Annotated in this window: 20 protein-coding genes, 3 tRNA genes and 1 pseudogene; 14 read left to right on the forward strand and 10 right to left on the reverse strand. The window is 63.0% G+C overall.

All coding sequences use genetic code 11. From position 1 onward, the window contains the following. Window positions 1-37 precede the first annotated feature (37 nt). Window positions 38-955, forward strand: coding sequence for a manganese-dependent inorganic pyrophosphatase (locus FIU66_RS09645; protein ID WP_167623464.1), 918 nt, complete (start codon window positions 38-40; stop codon window positions 953-955). Further along, a complete protein-coding gene (locus FIU66_RS09650) occupies window positions 955-1824 on the forward strand; it encodes a TIGR01459 family HAD-type hydrolase (RefSeq protein ID WP_167622502.1) in 870 nt (289 codons plus the stop codon). Before FIU66_RS09645 ends, FIU66_RS09650 begins: the two co-directional genes overlap by 1 nt. Window positions 1825-1828: 4 nt before the next feature. Here the strand turns inward: FIU66_RS09650 and FIU66_RS09655 are convergent, their stop codons facing one another. Further along, entirely contained in the window at window positions 1829-2689 is an 861-nt protein-coding gene (locus tag FIU66_RS09655) for a class I SAM-dependent methyltransferase (RefSeq protein WP_167622503.1), read from the reverse strand. A gap of 130 nt (window positions 2690-2819) precedes the next feature. Here FIU66_RS09655 and FIU66_RS09660 point away from each other — a divergent pair, with 130 nt between their 5' ends. Genes FIU66_RS09660 through FIU66_RS09670 form a run of 3 tightly spaced genes read left to right on the forward strand, consistent with a single transcriptional unit; the run spans window position 2820 to window position 4661 of the window. After that, the gene (locus tag FIU66_RS09660; protein ID WP_167623465.1) at window positions 2820-3263 is read left to right on the forward strand and encodes a MaoC family dehydratase; all 444 of its coding nucleotides are present in this window, start codon (window positions 2820-2822) and stop codon (window positions 3261-3263) included. 31 nt (window positions 3264-3294) lie between these two features. Further along, on the forward strand, window positions 3295-4221 hold the full coding sequence (locus FIU66_RS09665) for a bifunctional riboflavin kinase/FAD synthetase (protein ID WP_167622504.1): 927 nt from the start codon (window positions 3295-3297) through the stop codon (window positions 4219-4221). Next, on the forward strand, window positions 4221-4661 hold the full coding sequence (locus FIU66_RS09670; protein WP_167622505.1) for a YcgN family cysteine cluster protein: 441 nt from the start codon (window positions 4221-4223) through the stop codon (window positions 4659-4661). The genes FIU66_RS09665 and FIU66_RS09670 overlap by 1 nt, the downstream gene beginning before the upstream one ends. On the opposite strand, the gene FIU66_RS09675 is transcribed toward FIU66_RS09670, so the two are convergent. The 4 genes from FIU66_RS09675 to FIU66_RS09690 form a co-directional block, all read right to left on the reverse strand. Then, window positions 4658-4975: a hypothetical protein gene (locus tag FIU66_RS09675; RefSeq protein WP_191309341.1), complete on the reverse strand. Its 318-nt coding sequence runs from the start codon at window positions 4973-4975 to the stop codon at window positions 4658-4660. The genes FIU66_RS09670 and FIU66_RS09675 overlap by 4 nt on opposite strands. Window positions 4976-5019: 44 nt before the next feature. Continuing rightward, window positions 5020-5415: a DUF2147 domain-containing protein gene (locus FIU66_RS09680; RefSeq protein ID WP_167622506.1), complete on the reverse strand. Its 396-nt coding sequence runs from the start codon at window positions 5413-5415 to the stop codon at window positions 5020-5022. Between the two features lie 125 nt (window positions 5416-5540). Beyond that, window positions 5541-7958 carry an endopeptidase La gene (lon, locus tag FIU66_RS09685; RefSeq protein WP_167622507.1) on the reverse strand — a complete coding sequence of 806 codons (2418 nt, stop codon included), beginning with the start codon at window positions 7956-7958 and terminating at the stop codon, window positions 5541-5543. A 131-nt stretch (window positions 7959-8089) separates the two neighbouring features. Continuing rightward, window positions 8090-9436: an ATP-binding protein gene (locus FIU66_RS09690; RefSeq protein ID WP_167622508.1), complete on the reverse strand. Its 1347-nt coding sequence runs from the start codon at window positions 9434-9436 to the stop codon at window positions 8090-8092. Window positions 9437-9470: 34 nt separating this feature from the next. Between FIU66_RS09690 and FIU66_RS09695 the strand changes: the two genes are divergently transcribed. The 6 genes and pseudogenes from FIU66_RS09695 to FIU66_RS18145 all read left to right on the forward strand — a co-directional run bounded on the left by FIU66_RS09695 (window position 9471) and on the right by FIU66_RS18145 (window position 15516). Further along, on the forward strand, window positions 9471-10331 hold the full coding sequence (locus FIU66_RS09695) for an MBL fold metallo-hydrolase (protein WP_167622509.1): 861 nt from the start codon (window positions 9471-9473) through the stop codon (window positions 10329-10331). A gap of 59 nt (window positions 10332-10390) precedes the next feature. Further along, window positions 10391-10465 (forward strand) — tRNA-Asn (locus FIU66_RS09700). A gap of 408 nt (window positions 10466-10873) precedes the next feature. Continuing rightward, the gene (locus FIU66_RS09705; protein ID WP_210254089.1) at window positions 10874-12694 is read left to right on the forward strand and encodes a site-specific integrase; all 1821 of its coding nucleotides are present in this window, start codon (window positions 10874-10876) and stop codon (window positions 12692-12694) included. A gap of 308 nt (window positions 12695-13002) precedes the next feature. Next, entirely contained in the window at window positions 13003-14139 is a 1137-nt protein-coding gene (locus FIU66_RS09710) for an AAA family ATPase (protein ID WP_167622511.1), read from the forward strand. Between the two features lie 473 nt (window positions 14140-14612). After that, window positions 14613-15011 (forward strand): annotated as a pseudogene (locus FIU66_RS18325) (MobA/MobL family protein); the annotation flags it as partial. Window positions 15012-15183: 172 nt separating this feature from the next. Beyond that, entirely contained in the window at window positions 15184-15516 is a 333-nt protein-coding gene (locus tag FIU66_RS18145; protein WP_240544655.1) for a hypothetical protein, read from the forward strand. Between the two features lie 175 nt (window positions 15517-15691). On the opposite strand, the gene FIU66_RS09720 is transcribed toward FIU66_RS18145, so the two are convergent. Continuing rightward, the gene (locus tag FIU66_RS09720) at window positions 15692-19510 is read right to left on the reverse strand and encodes a DNA methyltransferase (protein ID WP_167622513.1); all 3819 of its coding nucleotides are present in this window, start codon (window positions 19508-19510) and stop codon (window positions 15692-15694) included. A gap of 272 nt (window positions 19511-19782) precedes the next feature. On the opposite strand from FIU66_RS09720, the gene FIU66_RS09725 reads away from it, so the two are divergent. After that, window positions 19783-20412: a DUF3280 domain-containing protein gene (locus tag FIU66_RS09725; RefSeq protein WP_167622514.1), complete on the forward strand. Its 630-nt coding sequence runs from the start codon at window positions 19783-19785 to the stop codon at window positions 20410-20412. Between the two features lie 599 nt (window positions 20413-21011). Further along, window positions 21012-21087, forward strand: a tRNA-Ala gene (locus tag FIU66_RS09730). 131 nt (window positions 21088-21218) lie between these two features. Here the strand turns inward: FIU66_RS09730 and FIU66_RS09735 are convergent. From FIU66_RS09735 to prfB, 3 genes are all read right to left on the reverse strand, one after another. Next, window positions 21219-21294: transfer RNA gene (locus FIU66_RS09735), tRNA-Val, on the reverse strand. Window positions 21295-21346: 52 nt separating this feature from the next. Then, a complete protein-coding gene (locus FIU66_RS09740; RefSeq protein ID WP_167622515.1) occupies window positions 21347-22417 on the reverse strand; it encodes a patatin-like phospholipase family protein in 1071 nt (356 codons plus the stop codon). Window positions 22418-22478: 61 nt separating this feature from the next. Continuing rightward, a complete protein-coding gene (gene prfB, locus FIU66_RS09745) occupies window positions 22479-23606 on the reverse strand; it encodes a peptide chain release factor 2 (RefSeq protein WP_167622516.1) in 1128 nt (375 codons plus the stop codon). Between the two features lie 143 nt (window positions 23607-23749). Here prfB and FIU66_RS09750 point away from each other — a divergent pair, with 143 nt between their 5' ends. Next, window positions 23750-24253, forward strand: coding sequence for an MgtC/SapB family protein (locus FIU66_RS09750; RefSeq protein WP_167622517.1), 504 nt, complete (start codon window positions 23750-23752; stop codon window positions 24251-24253). A 7-nt stretch (window positions 24254-24260) separates the two neighbouring features. On the opposite strand, the gene FIU66_RS09755 is transcribed toward FIU66_RS09750, so the two are convergent. Then, complete coding sequence (locus FIU66_RS09755; protein WP_167622518.1) at window positions 24261-26810, reverse strand: penicillin-binding protein 1A; 2550 nt, start codon at window positions 26808-26810, stop codon at window positions 24261-24263. Window positions 26811-26825: the final 15 nt, after the last annotated feature.

Raw genomic sequence — 26825 nt, forward strand, 5'->3', positions numbered from 1 at the left:
TAACGCCGCCGACATCCAGACGCTGCGAAGGTGCATCATGATCAAGGTCTTCGGCCATACCGCCCCCGACACGGATTCGACGGGTTCCCCCATCATCTGGGCCTGGTACCTGAACGAGGTCCGAAAGACGCCCGCCCAGGCCGTCCTGCAAGGGGAACCGAATACCGAAGCCCTGTGGATGCTGAACCGCTGGAGCCTGGACAAGCCCCAGATCATCGCCGACGTGGCCGAGGGCGACCAGTGCGTCGTGGTCGACACCAACAATCCAGCCGAACTTCCTGCCAGTCTGGACAAGGCCGAGGTGATCGAGATCATCGACCACCACCTGCTGGCGGGCGGCATCAAGACTCGCCAGCCGATCAACATCACCGTGCGCCCGCTGGCCAGCACAGCCACGATCATGCACGACCTCATCGGTGACGACATGGCCCGCGCGCCCCAGGCCGTGAAGGGCGCCATGCTGACCTGCATCCTGTCGGACACGCTGGAGTTCCGCAGCCCGACCACCACCGCCCATGACCGCGCCGTGGCCGAAAAGCTGGCCGCCGACCTGGGCGTCAACATCGCCGACTATGCGGCCGAGATGTTCGCGGCCAAGTCCGATGTCAGCGCCTTCGCCGAAGACGCGCTGCTGCGCCTGGACAGCAAAGAATACGAGCTGGGCGGCAAGCAGCTGCGCATCTCGGTCCTGGAAACCACCGCGCCGCAGGTCCTGCTGGCCCGCAAGGACGCACTGCTGGCCGCCATGCCTGCAGTCGCTGCCGCCGATGGTGCAGACCAGGTGCTGCTGTTCATCGTCGACATCCTGCGCGAGGAAGCGACCCTGCTGGTTCCCAACGACTTCGTCCGCCAGGTCGCGGAACGCAGTTTCGGGGTGACCGTGACCGGCGACAGCGTGGTCCTGCCCGGCATCATGAGCCGAAAGAAGCAGATCATCCCGGTGCTTGCCGTCTGATGACCCGCATCATCCAGTCCCTGTCGCAGATCGGCGGCGATTACGACGTCCTGTTCTGCGACCTCTGGGGTTGCCTGCATAACGGCAAGCAGCCCTATCCCGCCGCCGTCGCGGCGCTTCAAGCCTTCCGCCAGGGGGGCGGCAAGGTCGTGCTGATGACCAATGCGCCCCGCCCCAACCAGTTCGTGATCGCGCAACTGGACCGCATGGGCGTGCCCCGCGACGCCTGGGACATCGTGGTCAGTTCGGGCGATGCCGCGCAGGAGGCGATGTTTGCGGGCACGGTCGGGCAGAAGGTCTGGCATATCGGCACCGCCAAGGACGACGGCTTCTTCGACGACATTCCCGCCGAGTTCGCCGGCAGCCCCGCCATCACCCGCGTGCCCCTGGACGAGGCCGAGGGGATCGTCGCCACCGGCCCCTTCGAGGAGCTGACCGAGACGCCGCAGGATTACCACGACCGCCTGATGCAGGCGCGCGACCGTGGGTTGCCCCTGCTGTGCGCGAACCCGGATGTGGTCGTGGACATGGGCGAGACGCGCATCTATTGCGCCGGCGCCCTGGCCGAATACTATGAGGGGCTGGGGGGCACGTCGCTTTACTTCGGCAAGCCGCATCCGCCGATCTATGACCGGGCGCGGCGGCTGCTGGATCTGGGACCGGACGCACGCATCCTCGCCATCGGCGACGGCATCTTCACCGATGTGAAAGGCGCCCTGGACCAGGGCATCGACGCGCTGTTCGTGACCGGCGGGCTGGCGGCGGATGCCCTTGGGCCGGACGTGGAAAATCCCGACAATGCCCTGCTGCTGGGCTGGTTGGAGGACCATGCCATGGCCCCGCAATACAGCATCGGCCGGCTGCGCTGACAGCCTATGCCTGCCGCCTTGCGTGGCAGGAAAACAGATGCACCGCCGATGGGATCCGCAAATCATCGCCTTGGCCGAAGGCGCTGAATTCGCCTTGGATCCGGGCGGCGATCTGTTCCCGATCCTGGGGCGTGGCATTGCAGATCCGCAGCAGGCGTGCGGCTGGTCCGACATGGGTGGCAAGGCGTGCCGCCCCGGATGATCCGCCGGGCGGCGTCAGGTCGATTTGCAGCGTCTCGACCCGCCCTTCGACAAGCCCCGCCCGCGCCATCAAATCCAGCGCATGATCCGCATCCGCGAAGGCCAGCGGGCCGGGACCGTTCGTCGGCGGCTCGGGCGGGGTGTTCAGCCAATCCCGCGCGGCCTTCTCCGGGATGGTGAACCAGGGATTGTCCGCCAGTCGCGCCCAGGACAGGAAGACCATGCGCCCGCCGTCGCGAAGCGCCTGGGACAGATTGCGAAAGGCCGCCACGCTGTCGTCGAAAAAGCTCATCCCGAAGCGCGAGATCATGACATCGCGGCTGTCGGGGGCAAGGCGTTCGACCTGGGCGTCGCACAGGTGGAAGACGACGTTCGCCACCCCTTCGGCCTGCGCGCGCTGGCGCGCCCGGTCCAGCATCGGCGCGGCGATGTCCAGCCCCAGCACCGTGCCCCTCGGCACCCGCCGCGCGGCGGCCAGTGTGCTGGCCCCCGTGCCGCAACCGACATCCAAGATGTCCTCGGACCCGCCCAGATCCGCGGCGTCCAGCAGGGGCCGAAGCAGCCGTTCCATCGTCGCATCCAGGGCCTGTTCATGATCCAACCAGGCCCGCCCGGCAGGCGAGGTCCAGAAATCGGCCTGCGGCTGGTTCGCGATCTGCGCCATGATCACCTTACCCCTATCAGGTAACAATATTATACTTAAGTCTGCCACTGTATAAGTTTATTGCTTTTGGGGGGTTTCGCTGCTATGCAGCATCTTGGCGACAACGGTTCTTTGCCCCATGGAACGCATCATGCTGGACAACCTTCCCCGCGGCACCATCGTCATCGAGGATCTCGAGGTGGGCATGACCCGTTACCTGCAGAAGCAGGTGACCGACCGCGACATCGACCTGTTCGCCGAGGTCTCGACGGATCGCAATCCGGTGCATCTGGATGATGATTATGCCCGCGATACCATCTTCGAAGGACGCATCGCGCATGGGATGCTGACCGCCGGGCTGATCTCGGCCGTGATCGGGGAACAGTTGCCGGGGCATGGCACGGTCTATCTGGGCCAGACGCTGAAGTTCATGGCCCCCGTCCGCCCCGGCGACATGGTCCGGGCCGAGGTGACGGTGGATGCGATCGACCACGCGAAACGGCGGGTCACGCTTGCAACCCGCTGCCTCGTGGGTGATACGGTCGTCCTGAAAGGCGAGGCGGTCGTTCTGGCGCCAAGCCGCAAGTTCGACTGACGGGGCGCGCGCGCCCCAGTGGGGGCACCCTTTGCAAATCCACCGCGACTGGACAGGACTTCCGGCAGGCGCCCGCGGCGCATCCGTCGCCATGGGCAATTTCGACGGCGTCCATCTGGGCCACCGGGCCGTGATCGAAGCCGCGCGCCAAGCCGGGACACCGCTGGGCATCGTGACCTTCGAGCCCCATCCCCGCCAGTTCTTCGCACCCGACGCCCCGCCCTTCCGGCTGATGAATTCGGAATCCCGCGCCAACCGCCTGGCCCGGTTGGGGGTGGAACAGCTTTACGAATTGCCCTTCGGCGCGGTGCTGGCGGGCCTGTCGCCCGAGGCTTTCGCCCGCGACGTGCTGGTGACGGGTCTTGGCGTCAGCCATGTCACGGTGGGCGCTGACTTCGTCTTTGGCAAGGACCGGGCCGGCAACGTCGCCACGCTGCGCGAGTTGGGCCAAATGCTGGGCTTTGGCGTCACGGTCGTGCCGCTAGTCGGCACCGGCGGACAGGACTACAGCTCGACCGCGATCCGGCAGGCTCTGTCGGACGGCCGCCCCCGCGACGCGGAACGGATGCTGGGCCACCTGCACCGGATCGAGGGAGAGGTCGTCCACGGCAACAAGCGCGGCCGCGAATTCGGCTGGCCCACCGCGAACATGCATATCCACGACCTGCACCTGCCCCGCCTGGGGGTCTATGCCGTGGTGGTGGACGTGCTGACCGGGCCGGACAAGCTGTCCTGCCAAGGCGTCGCCAGCCTGGGCGTGCGCCCCATGTTCGGCCGCAACGAACCCAACCTGGAAGTGCATCTGTTCGACTTCGACGGCGATCTTTACGGCCAGCACCTGTCTGTGGGCCTGGTCGAGTTCCTGCGCGACGAGGCCAGGTTCGACAGCGTGCAGGTCCTGATCGACCAGATCGCCGCCGATGCCGAACAGGCCCGCGCCGTGCTGGCGGGCGCCTGATGCGCGACCGGTTCTGGGAACTGCCCCTGCCGGCGCTGCAACCCGACGAATGGGAGGCGCTGTGCGACGGTTGCGGCAAGTGCTGCCTGAACAAGATCGAGTACGAGGATACGAACGAACTGGCCTTCACCCGCGTGGCCTGCAAGCTTCTGGACGGCGAGAAATGCCAGTGCAGCAGCTATGCCAACCGGCACAACTTCGTGCCCGACTGCGTGGTCCTGACCCCGAGGAAGCTGGCCGAGATCGCCTGGTGGCTGCCCTCGACCTGCGCATACCGCCTGCGCCACGAGGGGCGGCCGCTCTACAAGTGGCACCACCTGATCTCGGGCGATCCGGAATCGGTCCATCGCGCGGGCGCCAGCGTGCGGGGCTGGACCGTCAGCGAGCTTGAGGTGACCGAGGACGACTGGGACGACTACATCATCGAGGATCTGGCCTAGTCCTCCTCCAGCCCGGCGAACCAGTCGGCATAAAGCGTGTTCCGGACCATCCGGCGGTTCATGTCGGGGGCGCCGTCGCTCCACCAGACCGGGCCGCGTTCGCCCAGGGCGATCTTGGCCTGGTCCACCGCCCGGTGCGCCTCATCCTCGGCCATCTTGTCCCCGGCAGCCTTCGCAACCTTGACTGCCCGCCGCGCATCCATCAGCGCCTTGACCAGCCGATCCCGTTCCGCCTGCGGCAGATGCGGATTGGCCGCGCGCCAAAGCCGGCCGCGAACGACGATATAGCGTTGGTCAGGCGTCAGCGGCGGCATGGCGGGAAGCCAATGCCCGACGCCTGCAACGGTTCCCGGCGGGGCTATTCGACCCGCTGCCAGGTCCCGGCATTGCGGCAGATCATCAGGATGCAGCCGCCGACGTCCAGTTGGTCACCGCGCAGGGTCAGGCGCGCCGTATAGCTTCGCCCGCTTTCCGGGTTGATGATGCGGCCTTCGCCATAGCCGCCGCCACCCGTTGGCTGCACCTGGTCCAGGATCGCCGCCCCCAGGTCGCTGGCCTGCACGGCCTTGCCCGAGGCATCAAAGGTGCGCACGACCGTGCCGCACAAGCCGGCACCGCAGGGCTTGATCTGCACATGGCCGAAGCCGCCGTCGCGACCTGGGCTGGTTTGCCAGATGCCCGCCAGCGGATCCGCCGCGAAGGCAGGCTGGGCGGCAATCAGTGCCAAGGGGAACAGGAGGGATGCAAGCTTCATGCCGTGATCCTAGCGCGGCTTCCATGCGCGGGAAAGACGCCCAATTAACCACAGGCATTCCATTGCCGCAATGAAAACAGGGCCGGCGTGAACCGGCCCTGCGTCATCGGATCAAATCGCCGCGATCAATGGGCGACGGCGCTGCCACCTGCCCGTTCGTCACGCGCGGCGGCGACGCGGGCGGCCTCGGCCGCTTCCTCGGCCGCTTCGTCCCATTCGACCGGCTCGGGCTGGCGAACCAGGGCGTGCTTCAGGACCTCGCGGACGTGGTTGACCGGGATGATGGTCAAGCCTTCCTTGACGTTGGCCGGGATGTCGGCCAGGTCCTTTTCGTTGTCGGCCGGGATCAGCACGGTCTTGATGCCGCCCCGCAGTGCCGCCAGCAGCTTTTCCTTCAGCCCGCCGATGGCCATCGCATTGCCGCGCAGGGACACCTCGCCCGTCATGGCGATGTCCTTGCGGACCGGGATCTGCGTCAGGACCGACACGATCGAGGTCACCATTGCCAGGCCGGCCGAGGGGCCGTCCTTGGGCGTGGCGCCGTCCGGAACGTGGACGTGGATGTCGAGCGCGTCGAACTTCGGCGGCTTGACCCCGATCTGCGGCGCGATCGACCGGACATAGCTGGAGGCCGCGTCGATCGATTCCTTCATCACGTCGCCCAGTTTCCCGGTCGTCTTCATCCGGCCCTTGCCCGGCAACTTCAGCGCCTCGATCTGCAGCAGATCCCCGCCGACCGAAGTCCAGGCCAAGCCCGTCACCACACCGATCTGATCCTCTTTCTCGGCCAGGCCGTAACGGTGGCGGCGCACACCCAGGTATTCCTCGGCCTTTGCCGCATCCACGGTCACGGACTTGACCTGCCCTTTCAGGATCTCGGTCACGGCCTTGCGGGCCAGCTTGGCGATCTCGCGTTCCAGCGAACGCACCCCGGCTTCCCGCGTGTAGTAGCGGATCACATGGGTCAGCGCGTCGTCCGTCACCTCGAACTCGTCCTTGCGAAGGCCGTTCGCCGCGATCTGCTTGGGCAGCAGGTGCTGGCGCGCGATCTCGCGCTTCTCGTCCTCGGTATAGCCGGACAGGCTGATGATCTCCATCCGGTCCAGAAGCGGCCCCGGCATGTTGTAGCTGTTGGCCGTGGTCACGAACATCACGTTCGACAGGTCGTATTCCACTTCCAGATAGTGGTCCACGAAGGTCGCGTTCTGTTCGGGATCCAGCACCTCCAGCATCGCGCTTGCAGGATCGCCGCGGAAGTCCTGGCCCATCTTGTCGATCTCATCCAGGAGGATAAGCGGGTTGGTCGTCTTGGCCTTCTTCAGGGCCTGGATGATCTTGCCCGGCATCGACCCGATATAGGTCCGGCGGTGGCCGCGGATCTCCGATTCGTCACGCACGCCGCCAAGGCTGATGCGGATGAATTCGCGCCCTGTGGCCTTGGCGACCGAACGGCCCAGCGAGGTCTTGCCGACGCCCGGAGGGCCGACGAGGCACAGGATCGGGCCTTTCAGCTTCTGGCTGCGGGTCTGCACCGCCAGGTATTCGACGATCCGCTCCTTGACCTTTTCCAAGCCATAGTGATCGGCATCCAGCACCTTTTCGGCAGCGACCAGATCCTTGCGGGTGCGCGACTTCACGCCCCAGGGCAGCGACAGCAGCCAGTCGAGGTAGTTGCGGCTGACCGTGGCCTCGGCCGACATCGGCGACATCGACTTCAGCTTCTTCAGCTCGGATTCCGCCTTGTCGCGGGCCTCCTTGCTGAACTTGGTCTTGGCGATCTTTTCCTCAAGCTCGGCGATCTCGTTCTGGCCGTCCTCACCGTCGCCCAGCTCCTTCTGAATGGCCTTCATCTGCTCATTCAGGTAATACTCGCGCTGCGTCTTCTCCATCTGGGTCTTGACGCGCGACTTGATCTTTTTCTCGACCTGCAGGACAGACATCTCGCCCTGCATCAGGGAATAGACCTTCTCCAGCCGCTCGGCCACGTCCAGCGTGTCCAGCAGATCCTGCTTCTTGTCCAGCGCGATTCCCATGTGGCCCGCGACCAGGTCGGCCAGCTTGCCGGGCTCCTTCGCCTCGGCCACGGCGGTCACGACTTCCTCGGGGATGTTCTTGCGGACCTTGACGTAACGCTCGAACTCCTCGGCCACAGTGCGGACAAGGGCCGTCACGGTCGCGCCGTCGCCCGGCGTCTCGGCCAGAAGGATGGCGGTGGCTTCGAAGTGATCCTCGTTCGGGACGAACTCGGTGATCTGGACGCGCTCGCGCCCTTCCACCAGCACCTTGACGGTGCCGTCGGGCAGTTTCAAAAGTTGCAGGACATTCGCCAGCACGCCGGCGCGGAAGATGCCGTCTTCCGTGGGTTCGTCGACCGAGGCATCCTTCTGCGCGGCCAGCAGGATCGGGCTGTCCGATTCCATCACCGCTTCCAAGGCGCGGACCGATTTCTCACGGCCCACGAACAGCGGAACGATCATGTGCGGAAAGACCACGATGTCGCGAAGCGGCAGCACCGGATAGGTCGAAGATGCGAATTCGTTCATATGCGTTCCTTTCTGCCCGAAGCCGTGGCCCCGTCTTGGCGACACACGGCCCCTGCGTTCCGTCAATCTAGGGCTGTGGCACCCCGCGTTCAATATGACGCGCAAAATGCCCGCTACTTTGCGCCGCTGGCTTATCGCGGAATGACGATCTCGGCCCGCAGTCCGCCAAGGCGCTGCCCCCGTCCCAGCCGCAACTGCCCGCCATGCGCGCGCGCGACATCGGCGGCGATGGCAAGGCCCAGCCCGGCGCCGCCGCCGCTGTTGCGGCCACGCGCGGGGTCCAGCCTGGTAAAGGGCCGCATCGCCGCGTCCAGGCTGTCGTCGGGAATGCCCGGGCCGTCGTCCTCGATCCCGATGCGCAGGCTTCGCGGGCCAAGGGTGGCGTCCAGTTCCGCCCGGGTGCCGTAGCGGGCGGCATTGCCCAGAAGATTGTCCAGGGCCCGGCGCAGCATGTCGGCCCGGAAGGTCGCGCGGCCTGCCACATCGCCGTCCAGGCTGCGCAGCGACACCTGCTGGCCCGCCCGCTGCGCGTCGGCCACCACCCCATCGACGAAATCTGCCACCCGCACCGGCTGGGGCGAGCTTTCCTGCGCATCGTCACGCGCATAATCCAGAAAGGCGTCCACCATCCGGTTCATCTCGGCGATGTCAGCCTCCATCGCGCGCAGATCCTCGTCGTCGGGGGGCATGTCTGGCGACATCATCGACAGGCCCAGCCTCAGCCGGGTCAGCGGCGTGCGCAGGTCGTGGCTGATGCCCGAAAGCATCATCTTGCGCTGCTCGTTCTGGCGTTCCAGCCGGTTGCGCATGTCGAGGAAGGCGGTGCCCGCGCTGCGCACCTCCGACGCGCCGGACGGACGATAAGGCACAATCCGGCCCTTGCCGTAATCCTCGGCGGCCTCGGCCAGGCGGCGGATCGGGCGCAGTTGGTTGCGCAGGAAGACCGTGGCGATCCCCGTCATCAGGAACGAGGTGAAGACCATCAGGACCAGCAACTGATGCGGGTTCGAGGCGCTGACCCGCCGCCGGTCGAAGGCCAGGGTATAGGGGCCAGCCGCGCCGTCGATCGTCAGGACCACCCGCTTGTCGTCGCTGGCTAGGTCGATGGCGCGGATGTTGCCCAGGGTCTCGCGCAGGACCTCGATCACCACGCGGCCCGAAAAGTCGTAGAACAGCCGGCTGTCGCCAGCCTGGTTGCCGGTGGGTTCGCCGATGGTGACGTCCAGCGGCACCGCAATCTCGCGCCCCGCGTCGCGTTGGCCCCCTGCCCGGTCGATGCGTGCCGCGACAAAGGCCAGTTCGCGCGCCATGCTGGTGGTCATCTGCCGCGTCACGCCCTCGAAATGGCGTTGCAGGAACATGACGCTGACCACCAGCGTCACCACCACGACCGGCAGGAACAGGATCAGCGCCGCGCGGCCGTAAAGCCCGCGCGGGAAAAAGCCCTTCAGCCAACCGCCGTCGGTGTGGTTCGACATGGCATCCCTTCACTTCCATGCTAAGGCTAGCGGCATGGACGGACAGACGAAAGACCTGCTGCGAATCCTCGCCCCGAACCCGTCGCCGCTGACCGGGCCGGGGACCACGACCTTCCTTCTGGGGCAAGAGGAGGTCGCCGTCATCGACCCTGGCCCCGACGATGCGGGCCACCTTGCGGCGATCCGCCAAGCGGCGCGGGGGCGGATCAGCCACATCATCGTGACCCATGCCCATCTGGACCACAGCGCCGGCGCCCGGCGCCTGTCCGACATGACAGGCGCGCCGGTCCTGGCCTTCGGGGACGCGCTGTCCGGGCGGTCCCCCCTGATGAAGCGGCTTTCAGATCACGGAGTGGGCGGCGGCGAGGGACTGGACCTGACCTTCACCCCCGATATCAGGCTGCGCGATACCGATGTGATCCGCGGCGCCGACTGGAGCCTGACCGCCCTGCACACGCCGGGCCATTCCGGCGGCCATCTGAGCCTGCAATGGGGCGATCAGGTCTTCTGCGGAGATCTGGTGATGGGCTGGTCCTCGACCATCATATCGCCCCCGGACGGCGACCTTGCCGACTACCTGCGCTCGCTGGATCGGCTGGCGCAGACGGGTGCCCGCCGCCTGCTGCCCGCACATGGTGCACCGATCGAGGATCCGCTGGCCCGGTTGTCGGAACTTGCCGCACACCGCCGCCAACGCAGCGCCCAGATCCTTGCGGCCCTGCGCGACGGCCCATCCGATGCAGCAACCCTTGCCGTGCGGATCTACGACGTAGTCCCGCACCTGATGCCGGCGGCAACCCGCAACGTGCTGGCGCATCTGCTGGCCCTGGCCGACATCGGGGCCGTCGCGCCCCTCGGTCCGCTGGGTCCCGAAACAAGTTTTGCATCTTTGTGAAAAAATCGGCGCGCTCCCTCTGGACGCCCCCAAAGACCATTGCTATACGGCCCCCGTGTTCCGGCGTAGCTCAGCGGTAGAGCAGTTGACTGTTAATCAATTGGTCGTAGGTTCGATCCCTACCGCCGGAGCCAATTTCAAGAAAGCTACCTGAAATCAGTGACTTGTGGTTCTGTCCATAAGTCACTCCCGCGATCTCGCCCTCTGTGCCCTATGCGCAAGTTTTTTCTGCGCACAAAGAGTCGGAGCCAAGCGTGGGACGCATCGCTTACCTCTCGAAACGTGGCAATGTTTGGTGGTTTCGCCGCCGACATCCTGCTATCTCAATCTTTCCTCCTCAAAGTCACACCACTTCAGAGGGTTGTGGGGCTCGAGGTAGGAGGTTGCAGGCGAAGGGTCACCTTGCTGTCAGCTTGAAAACCTCATGCTCGCGCGAAGCGAGGTTGCTGGCTGCACGGCTGTCGGACCATTTCGAACGCGCCTGGGCGATAACGGAGACGAGAGCACGCACAATGATGGGAAATGATGACCCCCTCGAAGCTATGGCTTTGATGCTGACAAAGGGCTTTCGTGACTATATCGCCCACTACCGCGAAATGGGTGTCGCCGCGATGGCGCCTACCCTGCGCGAACGTGCCTTTGCAACGATTGACGCGGACCTTCGCGAGGCTCTCGGCCTTCCTGCCCTGCCATATCCAGACCTGCTGACCAGCATCGATGGCCCGTCAAAGATAAGCTATATTGCGCTCAAAGATACTGATCTTGAGGGTCCACTGACTTGGCAAGAAGAACTCACGGTGCAGCACGCAGCTGAGTTTGAGCGAGACCGAGAGCAGATCGAGGCAGATTTTGTGACATCTCAGGCTCTCGAACCGTCGCTCCACCGTGTCGTTGATGCCGACGACGACACCGCCGTAGAGCAGCTGGAGGGTTTGACGCAGGGAATAGGGTATTTGCTGAAAGACTATTTCGAGTCATGTGAGCAATCCGGCCTTGATCCGCGAACCGCCATGCCGTCGGCAGGCCAGATTGCAGAAGACCTCTATCAAGCGGCCCTTCGGTTAGGCCTACCTGTGCCAAACTCATCAGGAAGTATTTCTAACCCCGGCACACCAGCTCAGAGCAAAGAGCTATTCTCGGACTTTGCCCAAAAGTATCTCGACTTGCGATGCCAAGGCTACACGTTGAAGCGCGAAGATGAGGCGCCGCATGCCGCTACAGGGCTTGCCTTTCAGAGAACGTCGCTGCGCAATTGGCAGTCCTCCGTCCGCGTTTTCACTGGAATCGTCGGAGACCTGCCCTTGGCCAACATCAGCAAAACGGAGATCAATGAGTTCAACTCGATGATTGCCCGCCTCCCGGCCAACTTTGGCAAATCGGCTCGCGACACTCGATCCTCACGACAAGTCATCGAGGACGCCGACGAGTCAGAACCGCAAGCAATTGCGGAACTAACCGCCCAGCTGCGAGCAAAAGGCCGACCAGAGGCTGAGATCGAGGACGCGTTGATGGCGGCGAAGATCAAGCGGATATCAGCAACGACCATCAAACGGCACCAGATAGCACTTCAGAGCATCCTCGAACACGCCGTTAAGTCCCGACTGATCACAAATAATCCGATGAAAGGCCGTATCTTGTCAGAGGCCGATGTAAAACGCTGGAAGAGAACGGAGGCGCGCATTGAGCGCACTGGGTGGGGAGATCACATCTACGGCCTCTTGGGATCCGAAATCTTTGTAAATCCTCTGAAAGATGTGGGTGACCCTCTCTATTGGGCACCGCTCATTGCAATGTTTGCTGGTCTTCGACTGGAAGAAACATGCCAGCTACGGGTGCGAGATTTTGGAAAAGATGGAGATATTCTCTTCGTCGCGGTCCAGAATGAAATTGGTTCGCAGCTTGTCAAGACGCACAACAGCTTCCGTCGAATACCACTTCACCGTGCCCTGATACAGGTTGGCTTGCCTCGGCTGGTTGACTATCGACGTCAACAGGGAATGAGCCGGCTTTTTCCGGAAATGCCTCGCTCAAAATCCAAGGGCACGATGAGCGCCATTATGAGCAAACGATTTGGCTACTACATTCGCAGCCGGGGTATAAAAGAAGAAGGTCTCGACTTCCACGCACTTCGCACGGAGTTCCAAGTTCGCCTTACACGGGCGAAAGTGCCAGACCACGTCCGGAAGGGCCTTATGGGCCATGAGCAGACTGACGTCACGCACGCCAACTATTACCGAGCTGGCGAAACAATGCACGATCTGGAAGAATATGTTAACAGGATCGATATCGATTATTCGGGCATCCTTCCTGCCTTCGGCGAAATCCGCAAGAGAGAAATGCCAGCTCTTCGGATCGTAAGTTAGGGAGCAAGGCATCCCGCGATATCGCCTGATTCATCCGCTTCGATGGCCGGCAATAGTTAAATCTTGGCGCGGACGGACGGACTAAGCCCCTATGGGGCGTGTCCGTCCGTCCGCGCCGATATTCTTAGCCTCTGATCTCTATGAACTTCCCATTGCTGAACAACACGGCCCTCATCCTCCACCAGCCGGCATCCGGAAAAAAATGCGCGCGTCCGGAAAAAAACAGCCATTTTCGCTTTTAGTTTTTTGAGATGAGTCCATTTCCTGTTTGCACCAGATGGGCGGTGCCAAAGAACACAGGAAATACAATGACTTACCCAAATATTGCGGCTACAAGATGTCAAAGCTTCATGGGGAGGGTGCTGGTGCAGGCCTCGTCCTACGTCCCTAATCTGGACAGACCCTATCTTGTAAAAGGCCTTCTTTTAGCGGGGCAAGTCAGCCTTTTGGTTGGCCCTCCCAATACGGGAAAGTCCTCGGTAATCGCCTGCCTTGCGGCGCATATGTCGATGGGCCATGCTATCAGCGGTATCCCTGTTAGACGCACAGCCATTCTCTATATAGCGGCAGAGGATCCACAAGGTATCGCCGAGCGTGCTTACGGTTATCTTCGGAGTCCCGTTGCCAATATCTCGGAATTCTTTATTCATGGCGAGGGCATTAATCTCACAGACGATGCCGAGATGGCCGCGTGTCGAGCCGAAGCCGTAAGACTGTTTTCCGGAACCGACGCCCCGAGACGGCTGATTGTCATCGATACACTCAACCTCTGTATCGGCGACGGCGATGAAAACTCGTCACGCGACATGTCGCGTGTAGTTGGGCATGCTCAAAGGCTCGCGCACGAGACCGGGGCACATGTAATGATCATCCACCATACCGGAGCGTCAGATGCAGGTCGGCCGCGGGGATCAACCGCAATGCAGGGCAATGCCGATACCATTCTCGTGCTGCGAAAGGCGGATGGACAGGAGGGAGGTCAACTCGTCCTATTGACGCAAGAAAAGCAGCGATCCATGGCAAAAGGTAAGCCTTTGGCCTTCGAGATTGGCTCTTATGAGATCGGGCAGGATGAAGACGGGGATACGGTCACCGTCCCTATCGCACGGCCAGCGATGTTATCATCGTCCCAGCTTGCCAGAGCGACGGAAAGCCGAAAATTGAAAGGCGAAAGTCAGAGCAGGGAGGCTGAAGTGTTACGTGTGCTTCGTGCTCTCCATGCCGCCGATGGGGGCAAGTATCACGAAGCACGAGATGTAGGTGCTCGTGTAGGCGAGGCATTTGAATCTGTCCGAAACAATGCTGACAGCCTGCGCAAAGCCGTCCGGCGTGCGTTAGACAGCTTAGTAAGCGAAAAAGAAGTCGAGCATTCGGGCTCTAATACCTTCCGAGCCGTGCCTTTGGACGCCGCCACAAACAATGATGCTCAGCTACCGCTTGGCTAATCCCAAACATTCGCCGCGATGGCAATTTATGTCGACGCTCCCGGTTTATTCGGGGGCGTCTTGACCGCCTCTTCATAGCATTTTTCGAACACGCGCACCAACTCAAGACCAATGCCGCAGATTTGCTCATCAGACAGAGCTTCGAGAGAGTATCCGGAAAGTAGGTATTTTCGCGAATACTGGGAAGCAAAATGAACCGCGCGAAAAAGTGACTGTTTATTTTCTAATTTCAATTTTCAAACCTATCTGTTTTTAAGGCGCACAACGGACAAAATAGTGATTTTGTCCTCCATCCAGAAACGGCAATCGTGGCTCTATTCTCATTCCGACATTCTGTCCGCACGTTCTCGCCGAAGTGCGCATCGGCCAACCGGGTCGCAAAGATTGGGCAGACCGCCGCGCATCTGCGATATATCAGCAGACCTTCCGCCGCCCGCGATGTAATTCGGATAAGGCTGGAACATCTCTCCGATATGGCCCAAGCGAAAGCCGCTGAAGACGCCGCGCAGGTGCGGCAGGGCCGGGTATGCGAACGCTTCATCGTGGCCCTGCCCGTCGAAGCAGATGAGGAGCAGAGATTTGCTCTTGCCTATGCTTTTGCAGAAGCCCTGACAGAAGGAAAGGCTGGCTATGTTCTGGCGATCCACGACAAGAAAGGAAATGATAAGAAGAACCCGCATTTTCATCTTGTCGCGTTCGATAAGCACGAGAAATCTGGTAGTCGGGGCCGTCCGCGAAGCGTTCTGGGAATGGCGCGGAAGAACGCCGTTCAGGAACGCGCAAAATTATGGGCCGACTGCCACAATCGGCTGATGACGGAGTGGGGTTTTGGCCAAGAAAGCCTCATCTCGCATCTTTCCTTTGCGGATCAAGCTATCGACCGCATCCCTCAAATCCACGAGGGGCCGGCCTCTCGCCAGATGGCGGCACGGGGAAAGGCGTCGACGAGCGAGCAGTCGTGGCGTCCTATCGACGGCGGCCAGACTCGCGCCCGCGCCAACGCCATCATTCGCGAAATCAACCATCTAAAGGAGAAGATCGACGATGACACAAACCCCCGACTGGGAAGCCCTGATGGAAGACACCCGTGCCAAAGCGACCGCAGCTGCCCGCCATTCGGAGCGGACGGTGGGCGGCGTCGCCCAGATGCTTGCGACGCAACCCGCCTTCCTGCGCCAGCTCGACGGGATGACGAAGCGCTTGGACGAGATCGTCAGACGCCTTGGCTCCTTAGAAGCGACACAGAGCCTGGAGAAACGGCTCGTAGAGGACATCCTACACCACGCCCCGCAATGCCCACCAAGGAGGTGGGATTGGGCGATAGCAGGATTCCTCATCGGCGTCGTCCTGTCCGGCGCATTTTCATGGAGTTGGTGATATTGCGCGACACTCTCCGGGCGCGGCTTGCGAGTCTCGGCGGTCGTCGCCCCGCCTTGCCAACTGCGCCGAAGATCGCAGGGCGAGACAACCACCTCCACAGCGACGAACGATACGACCGAGAACTCTGAGGTTCGGCTTCCGGCTGCCGGACCGTTCGCCTGTAGGTCAAGCCCTACCCCTGTTCGACCATGGTGATTTCAGCGGGGGAGAGATCGTATAGCGAGTAGAGGCGCCGGTTCATTTCAGCCTCGGCATCCCTGATCCGCGCCTCTACATCGGCGAGCTCGACCTGAAGCCCCATCACCTGTCCTCGCAAGGGCTCCGGCGCATTAGGAGCCACGCGGCGCAAGCGGTCGGCGAGACGCTTACCGGGCGAAGTGTTTGGCACCGAGAAGGTAGAGGCGATAACCTTCCATTGCGTTAGGACGAAGGCACCTTCCTCATCCCCTGCAAAAACCTGCTCGATGACGGGCATGCCGTCGATTAGAAAACGCAGCTCGCCCCGCGAGAAGGTGGCGTCCATGATGACGCCTGGCCGTAGCTCCCGGTCAAGCTGGTCATGGCGCGCTGTCAGCTCGGCCTGGCGCTGCGCTCTTGCCCAAGCACGCTTCGCCGCCCCGTCCAGATGCGCGGGCGCACGAGCCCGCAGATCGGCGAGGCTCGGCAGATCGGAAAAAAGCCAGTCGTCTGGCCGCGCGCGCGCATTCACGCTCTGGAAGCGCCGCCCGAGATCAACGAGCGTGTCCCTGCGTGCAGAATGTAGGCGTTGAAGTTCCTCAGCCCCTGTCGCGATGTCGGCTTGCGCCTCCGGTGCGGCGTCTGGGATAGGCAGCGGTGCGATGAACTGCCGATTGGCTTCGAAGAAGCGGTTGTCCTTAGGTTTGGCGATCCGGCGGAAAACGAAATCGGCCACAGGCCCGTTCAGCACACCGAGCAGATACCAGAGGCTGACGCCTTGGGCAGCGGCAATTCCATTCACGCGGACATTGTTGATGTAGAAAGCACCATCCGGGTCCGCGCTCACGCGCAACGACGGCACGAGCTGGGCGACCATCAGCTTCGGTGTCTCCTGCTTGTTCAGGTTCTTCGGGTAATTGTAGGCCCACCAGTTCGCGTCATTATCCATCTTGTTGTTTTCGCGAGCGCGGAGCTCGGTTTCCCAGCGACGCAGGTAGGCCCAGGCTTGAGGGAAGTCTCGGGCCATGACATCGGCCGGGATCAGCGCCGAGCCATTCCGACTCAAGTCGTAGGGGAACAGCAGGTAGGTATCGGTCAGGGGATCAAGATACCGCTTCGCCTCTTCGCCAGAGACGAGCGGCTTCATGATGGCGTCCTCAATCCGCACCTCAAAAGATTGCGCATTGTTGCCGCGCGGCGCGCACTCATAGCGCCCAGGTCCGCGCCGAGTAAGGTGATAGATAGGATCGGCGCTCGTCTGTATTCCAACGAAAACGGCGCGAGTCATTCGGCGGTCACCGAGCGGGATACAGGTCCTTGCCAGACGGTCGATCAGGTCGCGCTCTGGTCCGGTAAGCAGGAGCCAGCGGTCGGCATAAGGAAGCCGCGCATAGGGCAGCGCCGCGCTCGGCCCGGCCCAAGGCTCTTCGGGGATGTAGCCGTCCGGGGCCGTGGCGACGCGCACCGCGTTGCTCGGGCTCTTCGAGAAGAACTGGAGCGCCGTGTAGGTCGTTGCCTCGTCGAAGATCTGGAACGACCCAAAGTCGATCCAGCCGTAGAGGTTCTGCCCCGCCGCAATGTGCTCGCGCAACGCCTCGCCATACTCGTTCATAATCCAGACGCTTGGGGCGATGTAGCCTAACCGACCCCGATCGTTCAGTAGGTTGATCCCCTTCTCGATGAAGGGAAGGTAGAGGTCGAAGTTGCCAGTCTGCGTGCTGTGGTATTGCCCGCCGGCACCGACCCGCCGGGCCAGAAAATCGGCCATATCGGCATGAACTCGGCGGAAGTTCTGCAACTTCACATAGGGCGGGTTCCCGACTACGGCATCGAAGCCGCCACGCTCAAACACTTCCGGGAATGCCGCCTGCCAGTCGAACGCGTTGATGCGTTCCAGTTCATCGTTATTGTAGGGGGCAAGCCCTTCATAGAACGCTGGCCCGATTAAGCTATTACCTTCAACAACATGCTCGTCGAGAGATGAGAGAGGCTGGTTGGCGCTGGCGGTATGCAACCAAAGGGCAAGCTTCGCAATTTCGACTGAGGCCGCGTTGATATCGACGCCGTAGATGTTCCGCCGCAGGATATCAGCGATCATTGCATTCTCTTCGCGCACCATCGGGTCGTTGAAGAGCGTCCGGCGCAGGTCGCCCAGTGCCTTCCATTCGTCCAGAAGATAGCGAAGCGAGGTAATGAGAAACGCCCCCGAGCCGCAAGCGGGATCTACGATCTTGAGCGCACGCAATGCGGCTTCGTAGGCTTCGACGGCGGCCTCGCCCGGCAGGTCGGCTGTTCCGGGGGCAGGCCAACCGCATTCGATCTTCAGCTCGGCCAGCCGTTCCCCAATCGTTTCCGCGACGATCCGTTCGACAACCCATTCAGGGGTATAATAGACCCCATCCCGCTTGCGTCGGGATTCTCGGTTGAGCGAGGGGCGCTCATCCGCGTCGGCTTCAAGTATTTCAAGTTCAGTGATGGACTGCTCGAAGATGCGGCCAAGCGTGTAGAGCCCGAGACCTCGTGCCTCACGCGCACCGCCTGCGCCTTCTGGAGCCGCGCTCGGCCGCCCAGCTGCATAGTTGTAGGCCGCGCAGAGATAGAGGAGCGTTTCCTTGTGCTGGTGCAAACTGGCGTCGTTCTGGTCCTGACCCTGCTCGCAGAAGATGAAGTTCGGCAGGTGGAGCCGGTCGAGTGCCGGATCAGGGGCGAAGAGCCCGCCGTTGAAGCGGTTGATATTATGGCCCCCGAATGCCGTCCCATCATTCATCGCCGCGAAAAGGCGGCGAAGCTGCGTCCAGACCTCATCTCCGTTCCGGTCGAAGTATGGGTCGCTGCTTTTTTGAGTCAGGAAATCCCGCAAGAGCTGCGGCGGAAAGCCCAGGACCGCACCCATGTCGTCGCAGAAGAAGATGAAAAGGCAGCGGTCGAGAATTTTCTGGGCCAGACGAACAAGCCGCCCGCGCGTGCCAGGGAAACGGTCCGTGTCCTCTCCATTGAGTTGCAGAAGCGTGCGATATAGCCGTTCGCGGAAGGCGCGGTATTCGGCGTAGTAGGTGTTTTCGAGTTCACGCTGCTGGAAGCGCTGCCGCTGGATCAGCGAGAGGAGGCGCGGCCGGCCAGTATCGGCTTGGACCGTGAGCATGTCCCGATGGAACAGCGCGCGGAACAGGAAGCGCTCGAAACGCTTCTCCTCGCCCCCACCAAGAAGACCCCCGCTCTGAAAAAGATCGCGCGGTCGGATCACGAAGCGGATAGACTGGCGCTCGCCTCGGTCGGCCCAGTAGAGCCGAAATTCGTTCATGTCGGTGATGATCGCCCAAGCAGGAACGATAGGCTCGGTTCCGACCATCCCCCGACGCGCAGCGGCAAGATAGCCAAGGCCCTGCTGGACGGGCGACCGGTTGTCGCCCTTACGCTTCTGCGGTGTGTCGAGGCCCTTGTCTCGGATGCCTTTGAACTCGCAAAGCACCTGCGGAATGTGCACTTTCCGGATCGCTGGGAAGTAGCCGAGGGCTGCATCGGCAATCCCCACTCCACCCCGCGCCGCACCCCCGGCAAGGGAGAAGCGCGGCAAAAGCGAGAACGCCGACTCACCGCCCGCTTGTCCGGCTTGGATGTAGCCCCAGGTCTGCCGGAAGAACTCTTCGAAGAACGCAGCTTCGGCACTTGTCTCGCCAAGATCGGCGCGCGCAGCCCACCGGTTCAGGCGCTCGACCAAGGTAGTCTCCTCGGGCGAGTCCTTGAATGCTTGATATTCGTGATCCAGCACGGACCGCAGAAAGGTCCGGGAGATAAAAGAATTGTAAAGTTCCACCGCTCTCGTCCCGACTTGGGCAGCTTGGTGCCGCCATATTGTGCGGCATCTTCAACCGTGTGTTGTGGGATGTCGAGAGCACCGGACGAAATCCCGCTGTTCTGGCAATCTCCAAGGCTTCACGCCATGCGATCCGACCTTGTTTGCTATGAGGCTCCGGCCGCGAGCGCGCGGACCGCATCGCGAACGGCAACCTTCGTGAAGTGCGCCCCGTCGCTCGTCGTTTGGTCCTTCAGTTGCTTATGCAAAATGTCTGCCGCGCGTCCAATCCCATGTTCGGCGACGAGTTCGCCGATGAGGCGGTCGGTCCCATCGCTGCCGCTCAGATGGAAATACACCTTCCAGCAGTTCAGGTTGCGATGCCCGTTGTGTTCTCGGTTGCGGGTTTCGTGTGCGCATTTGCCATGCTGCAGCGCACAGTTCTCGCTATTGCTATGTCGATGACAGTCTCACCGGCTTTTGCCGATGATCCGGTTCCTCGCGGCAAAGTTGCCTTTTTCGGTATCCACCTCATGAACAATGTCGGCGACGCGGACGAATCCGATGAACGGGCCCGTATCGCCATGGTTGAGGAGCAGGTCGCCGAGGATCTTTCAAAGCCAGGCTTCACCCTGGTCGAAATCTCGCCAGTGTCCGAGCAGCTGAAGAGCATCAAGAACATTGCATCTTGCAACGGCTGCGACATGAAGCTGGCTCAAGAACTGGGAGCCGACTATTCGGCAACCGGGGAGTTGCAGAAGACCTCTGAGCTTATCCTCTCGATGAGCTTCTACTTGCGCGATGTCGGGACGAAGACGAACTTGCGTCATGGTGCGGTCGATATCCGCGGAAACACGGATGAAAGCTGGACACGGGGTTACAGATACCTGCTGAAGAACATCATTTTCCGTGGCGAAAGCTGACGAGAAGGTCGTAGGGGTGGGGCTGGTGCTCGCGACTCTCTCGGTTGGGAGCCGCGAGCACCAGCCCCCACCCCCTAAGTGATCTTCGATCTGTTAGATCTCTTTAATGGGGCGCCTTGCGCCCTTGACTGATTGCTGCGATGAGCCCAATCTGGGTCCGAGGGCCATTTCGCAGAGGGCTGGCCTTTGTTTTTAAATGCTTTTTCTTGAATTGCTCCGCTCCCTACCGCCGGAGCCAATATTCCAAGCGAATAAGCTACTTGCCCCGAGATACTCTGTCGGTTTGCAGAAGATCGTCGGCATTGCCTGGATACCGTCCAGCAACGAAGCAGAATATCGCCTCGCAGACCTCAAAGGTCCATTGCGAGTGTTTCGAGCAAGCATCGGGATCGGTGGCTCGGTCCTCCGCCTTCCCGCTCTTGTCCCGAAGCTCGGTCCCTTGTCGCGCACCGAATATCCAGCAGGAACAGAAGCATAATTCGCTGATCCTCTATTCCGCACGCAATCTTCCCTTCGGAATGAATTTTCCGCTTGCGCCCCGCTTTGGGCACCCCTATAGACCCCCCACGCAACGTCGAAAGACGCTGCAGACCTCCGGTGGGGCCATAGCTCAGTTGGTAGAGCGCTTGAATGGCATTCAAGAGGTCAGGGGTTCGACTCCCCTTGGCTCCACCAAAGAACTTCAAGACATTTCATCAGAATGCGGATGCCCGGGACGATGTCCTGGGGCGATGTTCCATGTTTCGCCGCAGGCGTTCGCGAACAAGCGCAAGCCCGCTTGGGCCACATCCGCAATATCGGGGGGATGGTGGGCGGTGAGGGACTCGAACCCCCGACATCTTCGGTGTAAACGAAGCGCTCTACCAACTGAGCTAACCGCCCGCCGGCTTGCCTTCTAGCCGGGCACGCAGGGGTTGGCAAGCTGCGTGCCCCATCACGCGCCGATCACGCCCGATCCTGCGAACAAGGCCGGTAGGTCCACCGTGTCACGGCGGTTCAGCGCGTCGGCGTGTTTCGCAAGGAAGCTGTCCGCCGCGACCTGCCCTGCCTCCTTCATCCGGGCCAGCAGGCCGGGGGCGGGCATCAGCTTGGACCGGGCGGTCAAGTCGTTCATCAGCACGTCGTCCAGGATCATGTGGACCAGCGGGTTCTTCATGGTGCGGTTCTGCAGGCGGTCTTCGGCGAACAGGCGCTTGACGAAGTTGATGGCCCTCAGGTCGGCCATCAGCGAGGCATTGAAGCTGACCTCGTTCACGCGGTCGGCGATCTGGGCAGGCGTGCGGGGGATTCCGTCGCGCAGCAGGGGGTTGATGTTCACGATGACGATGTCGCGCGGCAAGCTCTGGTCATACAGCGGGAACATCGCCGGGTTGCCGGTGAAGCCGCCATCCCAAAAGGCTTCGAGCGCGCCGGTATCAGGGTCGCAGATCTCGACCGCGCGGAACAGGGTCGGCAGGCAGGCCGAGGCCATGACGGCGTCAACCGTAGCGGCGGCACGGGTGAACACCCGGATCCGGCCCGTGCGCACATTGGTCGCCGCGACGAACAGGCGCGGTCCCCGGTCGTTGCTGAAATCGGGATGGGGCAACTCGCGCAGCACCGCCCCCAGCGGGTTCACGTAGAAGGGACCATAGTCATAGGGGCTGAAGACCCGCGTCAGGCTGTCCAGCCAGGCCGCCGGAGAGAACAGTTCAGTCAGCCGGTCCATGCCTTGCGGGGCCGGAAAGACCGAATGCATCCACCGCACCAGACGGTTGTCGCTGCGCTGCCCGACCTGCGCCCACAGGAAATCGAGGTTTTCCCTCGCCGCCCGGCGCCCCGCCCGGCCCGGATGCCGCGCCAGCCCGCCTTTCAGGGCCGCAGCGTTCAGGGCACCGGCCGAGGTGCCGCTGATGGCGGAAATCGTCAGCCAATCCTCGTCCAGAAGCCGGTCGAGGACGCCCCAGGAAAAGGCGCCATGCGCGCCGCCGCCCTGCAAGGCCAGGTTGATCCGCTTTTCGTCCATCGCTGCCCCTTTCTTCGCAGGTGCAGCATAACGCGATTGGCGGTCCGGTCTATCCCCGGCCTCAGTCCTCGGCGTTGGCCTCGGCCCGGCTTTTCCCGGCGACATCCAGGGCCAGGGTGGCGGCCATGAAGGCGTCCAGGTCGCCGTCCAGCACGCCCTGCGTGTCGCTGGTCTCCTCGCCCGTGCGCAGATCCTTGACCATCTGGTAGGGGTGCAGGACATAGCTGCGGATCTGGTTGCCCCAGCCGGCATCGCCCTTGGCGGCGTGCTGGGCGTTGATCTCGGCGTTCCGCTTGTCCAGTTCCATCTGGTACAGACGCGCCTTCAGGGCGGCCATGGCATTGGCCCGGTTCTGGTGCTGCGACTTTTCCGAGCTGGTGACCACGATCCCGGTCGGCAGGTGGGTGATCCGCACGGCCGAGTCGGTGGTGTTGACGTGCTGACCGCCCGCGCCCGACGACCGGTAGGTGTCGATGCGGATGTCGCGGTCGGGGATGTCGATCTCGATGTTGTCGTCCACGACAGGATAAACCCAGACGGAACTGAAGGACGTGTGCCGCCGCGCCGCGCTGTCATAGGGGCTGATGCGGACAAGGCGATGCACGCCCGATTCCGACTTCAGCCAACCATAGGCATTGTGGCCGCTGACCTTGTAGGCGGCGCTGCGGATGCCGGCCTCGTCGCCCGAGGTTTCGGACAGAAGCTCGACCTCGTAGCCCTTCTTCTCGGCCCAGCGGACATACATGCGCGCCAGCATGGAGGCCCAGTCGCAGCTTTCCGTGCCGCCCGCGCCGGCGTTGATTTCCAGGAAGGTGTCGTTGCCGTCCGCCTCGCCGTTCAGCAGGGCTTCCAGTTCCTTTTGCGCGGCCAGTTCGGCCAGCGACTTCAGGTTCGCCTCGGCCTCGGCCACCAGGTCTGCGTCGCCTTCCTCCTCGGCCAGTTCGACCATCTCGGCATTGGCCGCCAGATCCCCGTCGATGCGGCGATAGGTTTCAAGCGCGTCCAGCAGGGCCTGGCGTTCGCGCATCAGCTTCTGCGCGCGGGCGGGATCGGACCACAGGTCGCCCGCCTCGATCATGGCGTTCATCTCCTCCAGCCGGTGCGGCGCGGTCTGCCAATCCATCCGTTGCCCCAGCAGGGTCAGCGACTTGCGGATGGCCTCGATTGTGGACTGCGTTTCGGCGCGCATGGCGGGATCCTTGGGGTTCGGGCGGACGGGCGTCAGGTCAGGGGTGATAACGCGCGCGGGGCTGCCGGGCAAGGGCCGGGCCTGCAACCCTGTGGCCCCGTCTCACGTTGACCCGCATCGTCACAAAACCGTCACGGACCGCCATGCCCCTGATCAATGATCTGTTCCAGCCGCTGCAATCCATGCCCTTGCCCGTGGTGGCGATGCGTCTTGCCCTGGCGGTGGTGCTGGGCGGACTGATCGGCTGGGAACGAGAGGTCAGCGCCCGCGCGGCCGGGCTGCGCACGCATATGCTGATCTCGCTTGCGGCAGCGATGTTCACGGTGGTCGCGATGGAACTGACCCATTTCCCCGCGGACGAGGGCGAGGCCCTGCGCATCGACCCCCTGCGCCTGATCGAGGCCGTGACTGCCGGCGTGGCCTTCCTGGCGGCAGGGTCGATCATCTTCAGCGGCGGAACCGTGCGCAACGTGACGACCGGCGCGTCGATGTGGCTGGCGGGCGCCGTTGGCTTGGCCTCGGGCACGGGGGATGGGCTGCTGGCCGTGATGGGGACGGCATTGGCGGTGCTGATCCTGTGGATGGTGCGGATCGTCCGCACCCCCGCGCATCATCAAGAAAAGCCTGGCGCTGACCCAAAGGATTGACCGCCGGTCAGTACAGCCCGCCCGACGACATGGTGCCGAAATCGGTCCGGCTGGGGATCACCTTGCGTTCCCCGGTCGAGGTGGTGATGGCGGTGCCCGTTGCGGATCCCGCCCCCGCCTGCCAGGGCAGGACCACATTGTCGTCGCCAAAGCCCGACACGATCAGCGGCGATCCCCAATCGGGGTCGGTGCCGTTGCGGAAATACTCGGCCACGACATTGGGGCCGGTGGCGCTGTCGGGCAGCCGCTGCCCGGTGGTGCGGTCGATCTTGACCCAGTAGCCGCCGGGTGGAACCGCGAAGTCTGTGCCGCCGAACTCGGCCACCGCCTTGCGCATGAAGGCGTTGAAGACCGGCACGCACAGCGTCCCGCCATAGGCGTTGCTGCCCAGCGTGCGCGGCTGGTCATAGCCCAGATAGCAGCCCGCGACGATGTTGCTGGAATAACCGATGAACCACACGTCCTTGGCATCGTTCGTGGTGCCCGTCTTGCCAGCGATCGGCACCGGCAGATCGACCCCGCTTCCCGACCCGCGTTCCACCGCCCCTTCCAGCATCGAGGTCAGTTGATAGGCCGTCACCGCATCCATGACCCGTTCGCGGTTGGTGTCGATCACCGGCCCTTGCCCCACCGGCAGCGCCTGCTGGCCGCAGGTCTCGCAGACCCGCTGGTCATGGCGATAGATCGTGCGCCCGCGCCGGTCCTGCACGCGGTCCACCAGCGTGGGTTCGACCCGTTCGCCGCCGTTGGCGAACATCGCATAGGCGGCCACCATCTTGAACAGCGTCGTTTCCTGCGCGCCCAGGGCGTTGGCCAGGAACGGCTTCAACTCGTCATAGACGCCGAAGCTTTCGGCATATTCGGCCACCCGCTCCATCCCGATGTCCTGGGCGATGCGGATCGTCATCAGGTTCCGCGACATCTCGATGCCGGTGCGCAGGGGCGTCGGACCATAGGTCTGCCCGGTCGAGTTCTTGGGCTCCCACAGGCCGAAGGGGGTGTTCAGCGTGATTGGTTCGTCCACCACGATGGTGGCGGGGGTATAGTTGTTGTCCAGCGCGGCGGCATAGACGAAGGGCTTGAAGCTGGACCCCGGCTGGCGCTGCGCCTGCGTCGCCCGGTTGAAGACCGAGGACTGGTAGGAAAACCCGCCCTGCATCGCCATCACGCGGCCGGTGTTCACGTCCATGGCCATGAAGCCGCCCTGGATCTCGGGCACCTGGCGCAGGGTCCAGCGGATGAAGCTGCCGTCGCTGTCGCGCGTCATGGCGCGGACCAGAACCACATCGCCCACCGCGACCAGATCGCCCGCCACCTGCGCGCGCGGGCCCAGCCTGTTGTCGGGGCCGCGCTTGCGCGCCCATTGCACATCCTCGGCGGGGATCCAGTGCCCGTCGGGATCTTCCTCGATCCCCTCGATCCCGATGCGGGCATCGCTTGCCCCCACCTCAAGCACCACGGCGGGATGCCAGCCGGGGACGTCGCGCGGCACCTGAACCTGCCACAAGGCGCCGCGCCAGGTGGCCTCGTCCGTCAACTGTTCGGCCGGAATCGTTTCGCCCGTGCCGCGCCAGACGCCGGTGCCGCGGTCGTAATCCTCCAGCGCCTGGCGCAGGGCATCGGCGGCGGCGGCCTGCAGGTCGGGGGCGACGGTGGCGCGGATGGTCAGGCCGCCGCCGAAGAATTCCTCGTTGCCGAACTGCGCGGACAACTGGCGGCGGATTTCATCGGTGAAATAATCGCGGGGCGGCAATTGCTGGCGGAACGCCGGGTAGTCGCCGTTCTGCACTGATTTCAGCGGCAGCCTGGCTTCGGCCTGATAGGTCGCCTCTTCGATATAGCCGTTCTGCCACATCTCGCGCAGGACATAGTTGCGTCGTTCGGTCACGCGGTCCTTGGCCGTGACCGGGTGATAGCGGCCGGGCGCCTGCGGCATGGCGGCCAGCATCGCGGCCTCGTGCGGGGCCAGTTCCGACAGGGACTTGTTGAAATAGGTCTGGGCGGCGGCGGCCACGCCAAAGCTGTTCTGGCCCAGGAAGATTTCGTTCAGGTACAGTTCCAGGATCTGGTCCTTGGACAGCGTGCGTTCCAGCCGCGATGCCAGGATCAGTTCCTTGACCTTGCGTTCCACGCTGCGATCCGAGGACAGAAGGAAGTTCTTCATCACCTGCTGCGTGATCGTGGACGCACCCCGCACCGACGACCCGCGCGAGGCCACCGCCTGATAGGCCGCACTGATGATGCCGCGCACGTCATAGCCGGGATGGTTGTAGAAGTTCTTGTCCTCGGCGCTGATGAAGGCGTGCTTGACCAGGTCGGGGATCTCCTCGACCGGGACATACAGGCGGCGTTCCTCGGCGAATTCGTCGATCAGCATCCCCTCGCCCGAATAGATCCGGCTGATGGTCTTTGGCGTGTACTGGGCCAGCGTCTCGTGGCTGGGCAGGTCACGGGAATAGATCCAGAAGATCGCGCCCACGGTCAGCGCGATGAAGAAGCTCGCAGTGACGAACCACGAGAAGATGGCGCCGAAGAAGGACAGGATGCTGCGCAGCAAGGAAGGGCCTTTCCG

Source organism: Paracoccus sp. AK26, from assembly GCF_011801365.1.
Lineage (GTDB): Bacteria > Pseudomonadota > Alphaproteobacteria > Rhodobacterales > Rhodobacteraceae > Paracoccus > Paracoccus aerius.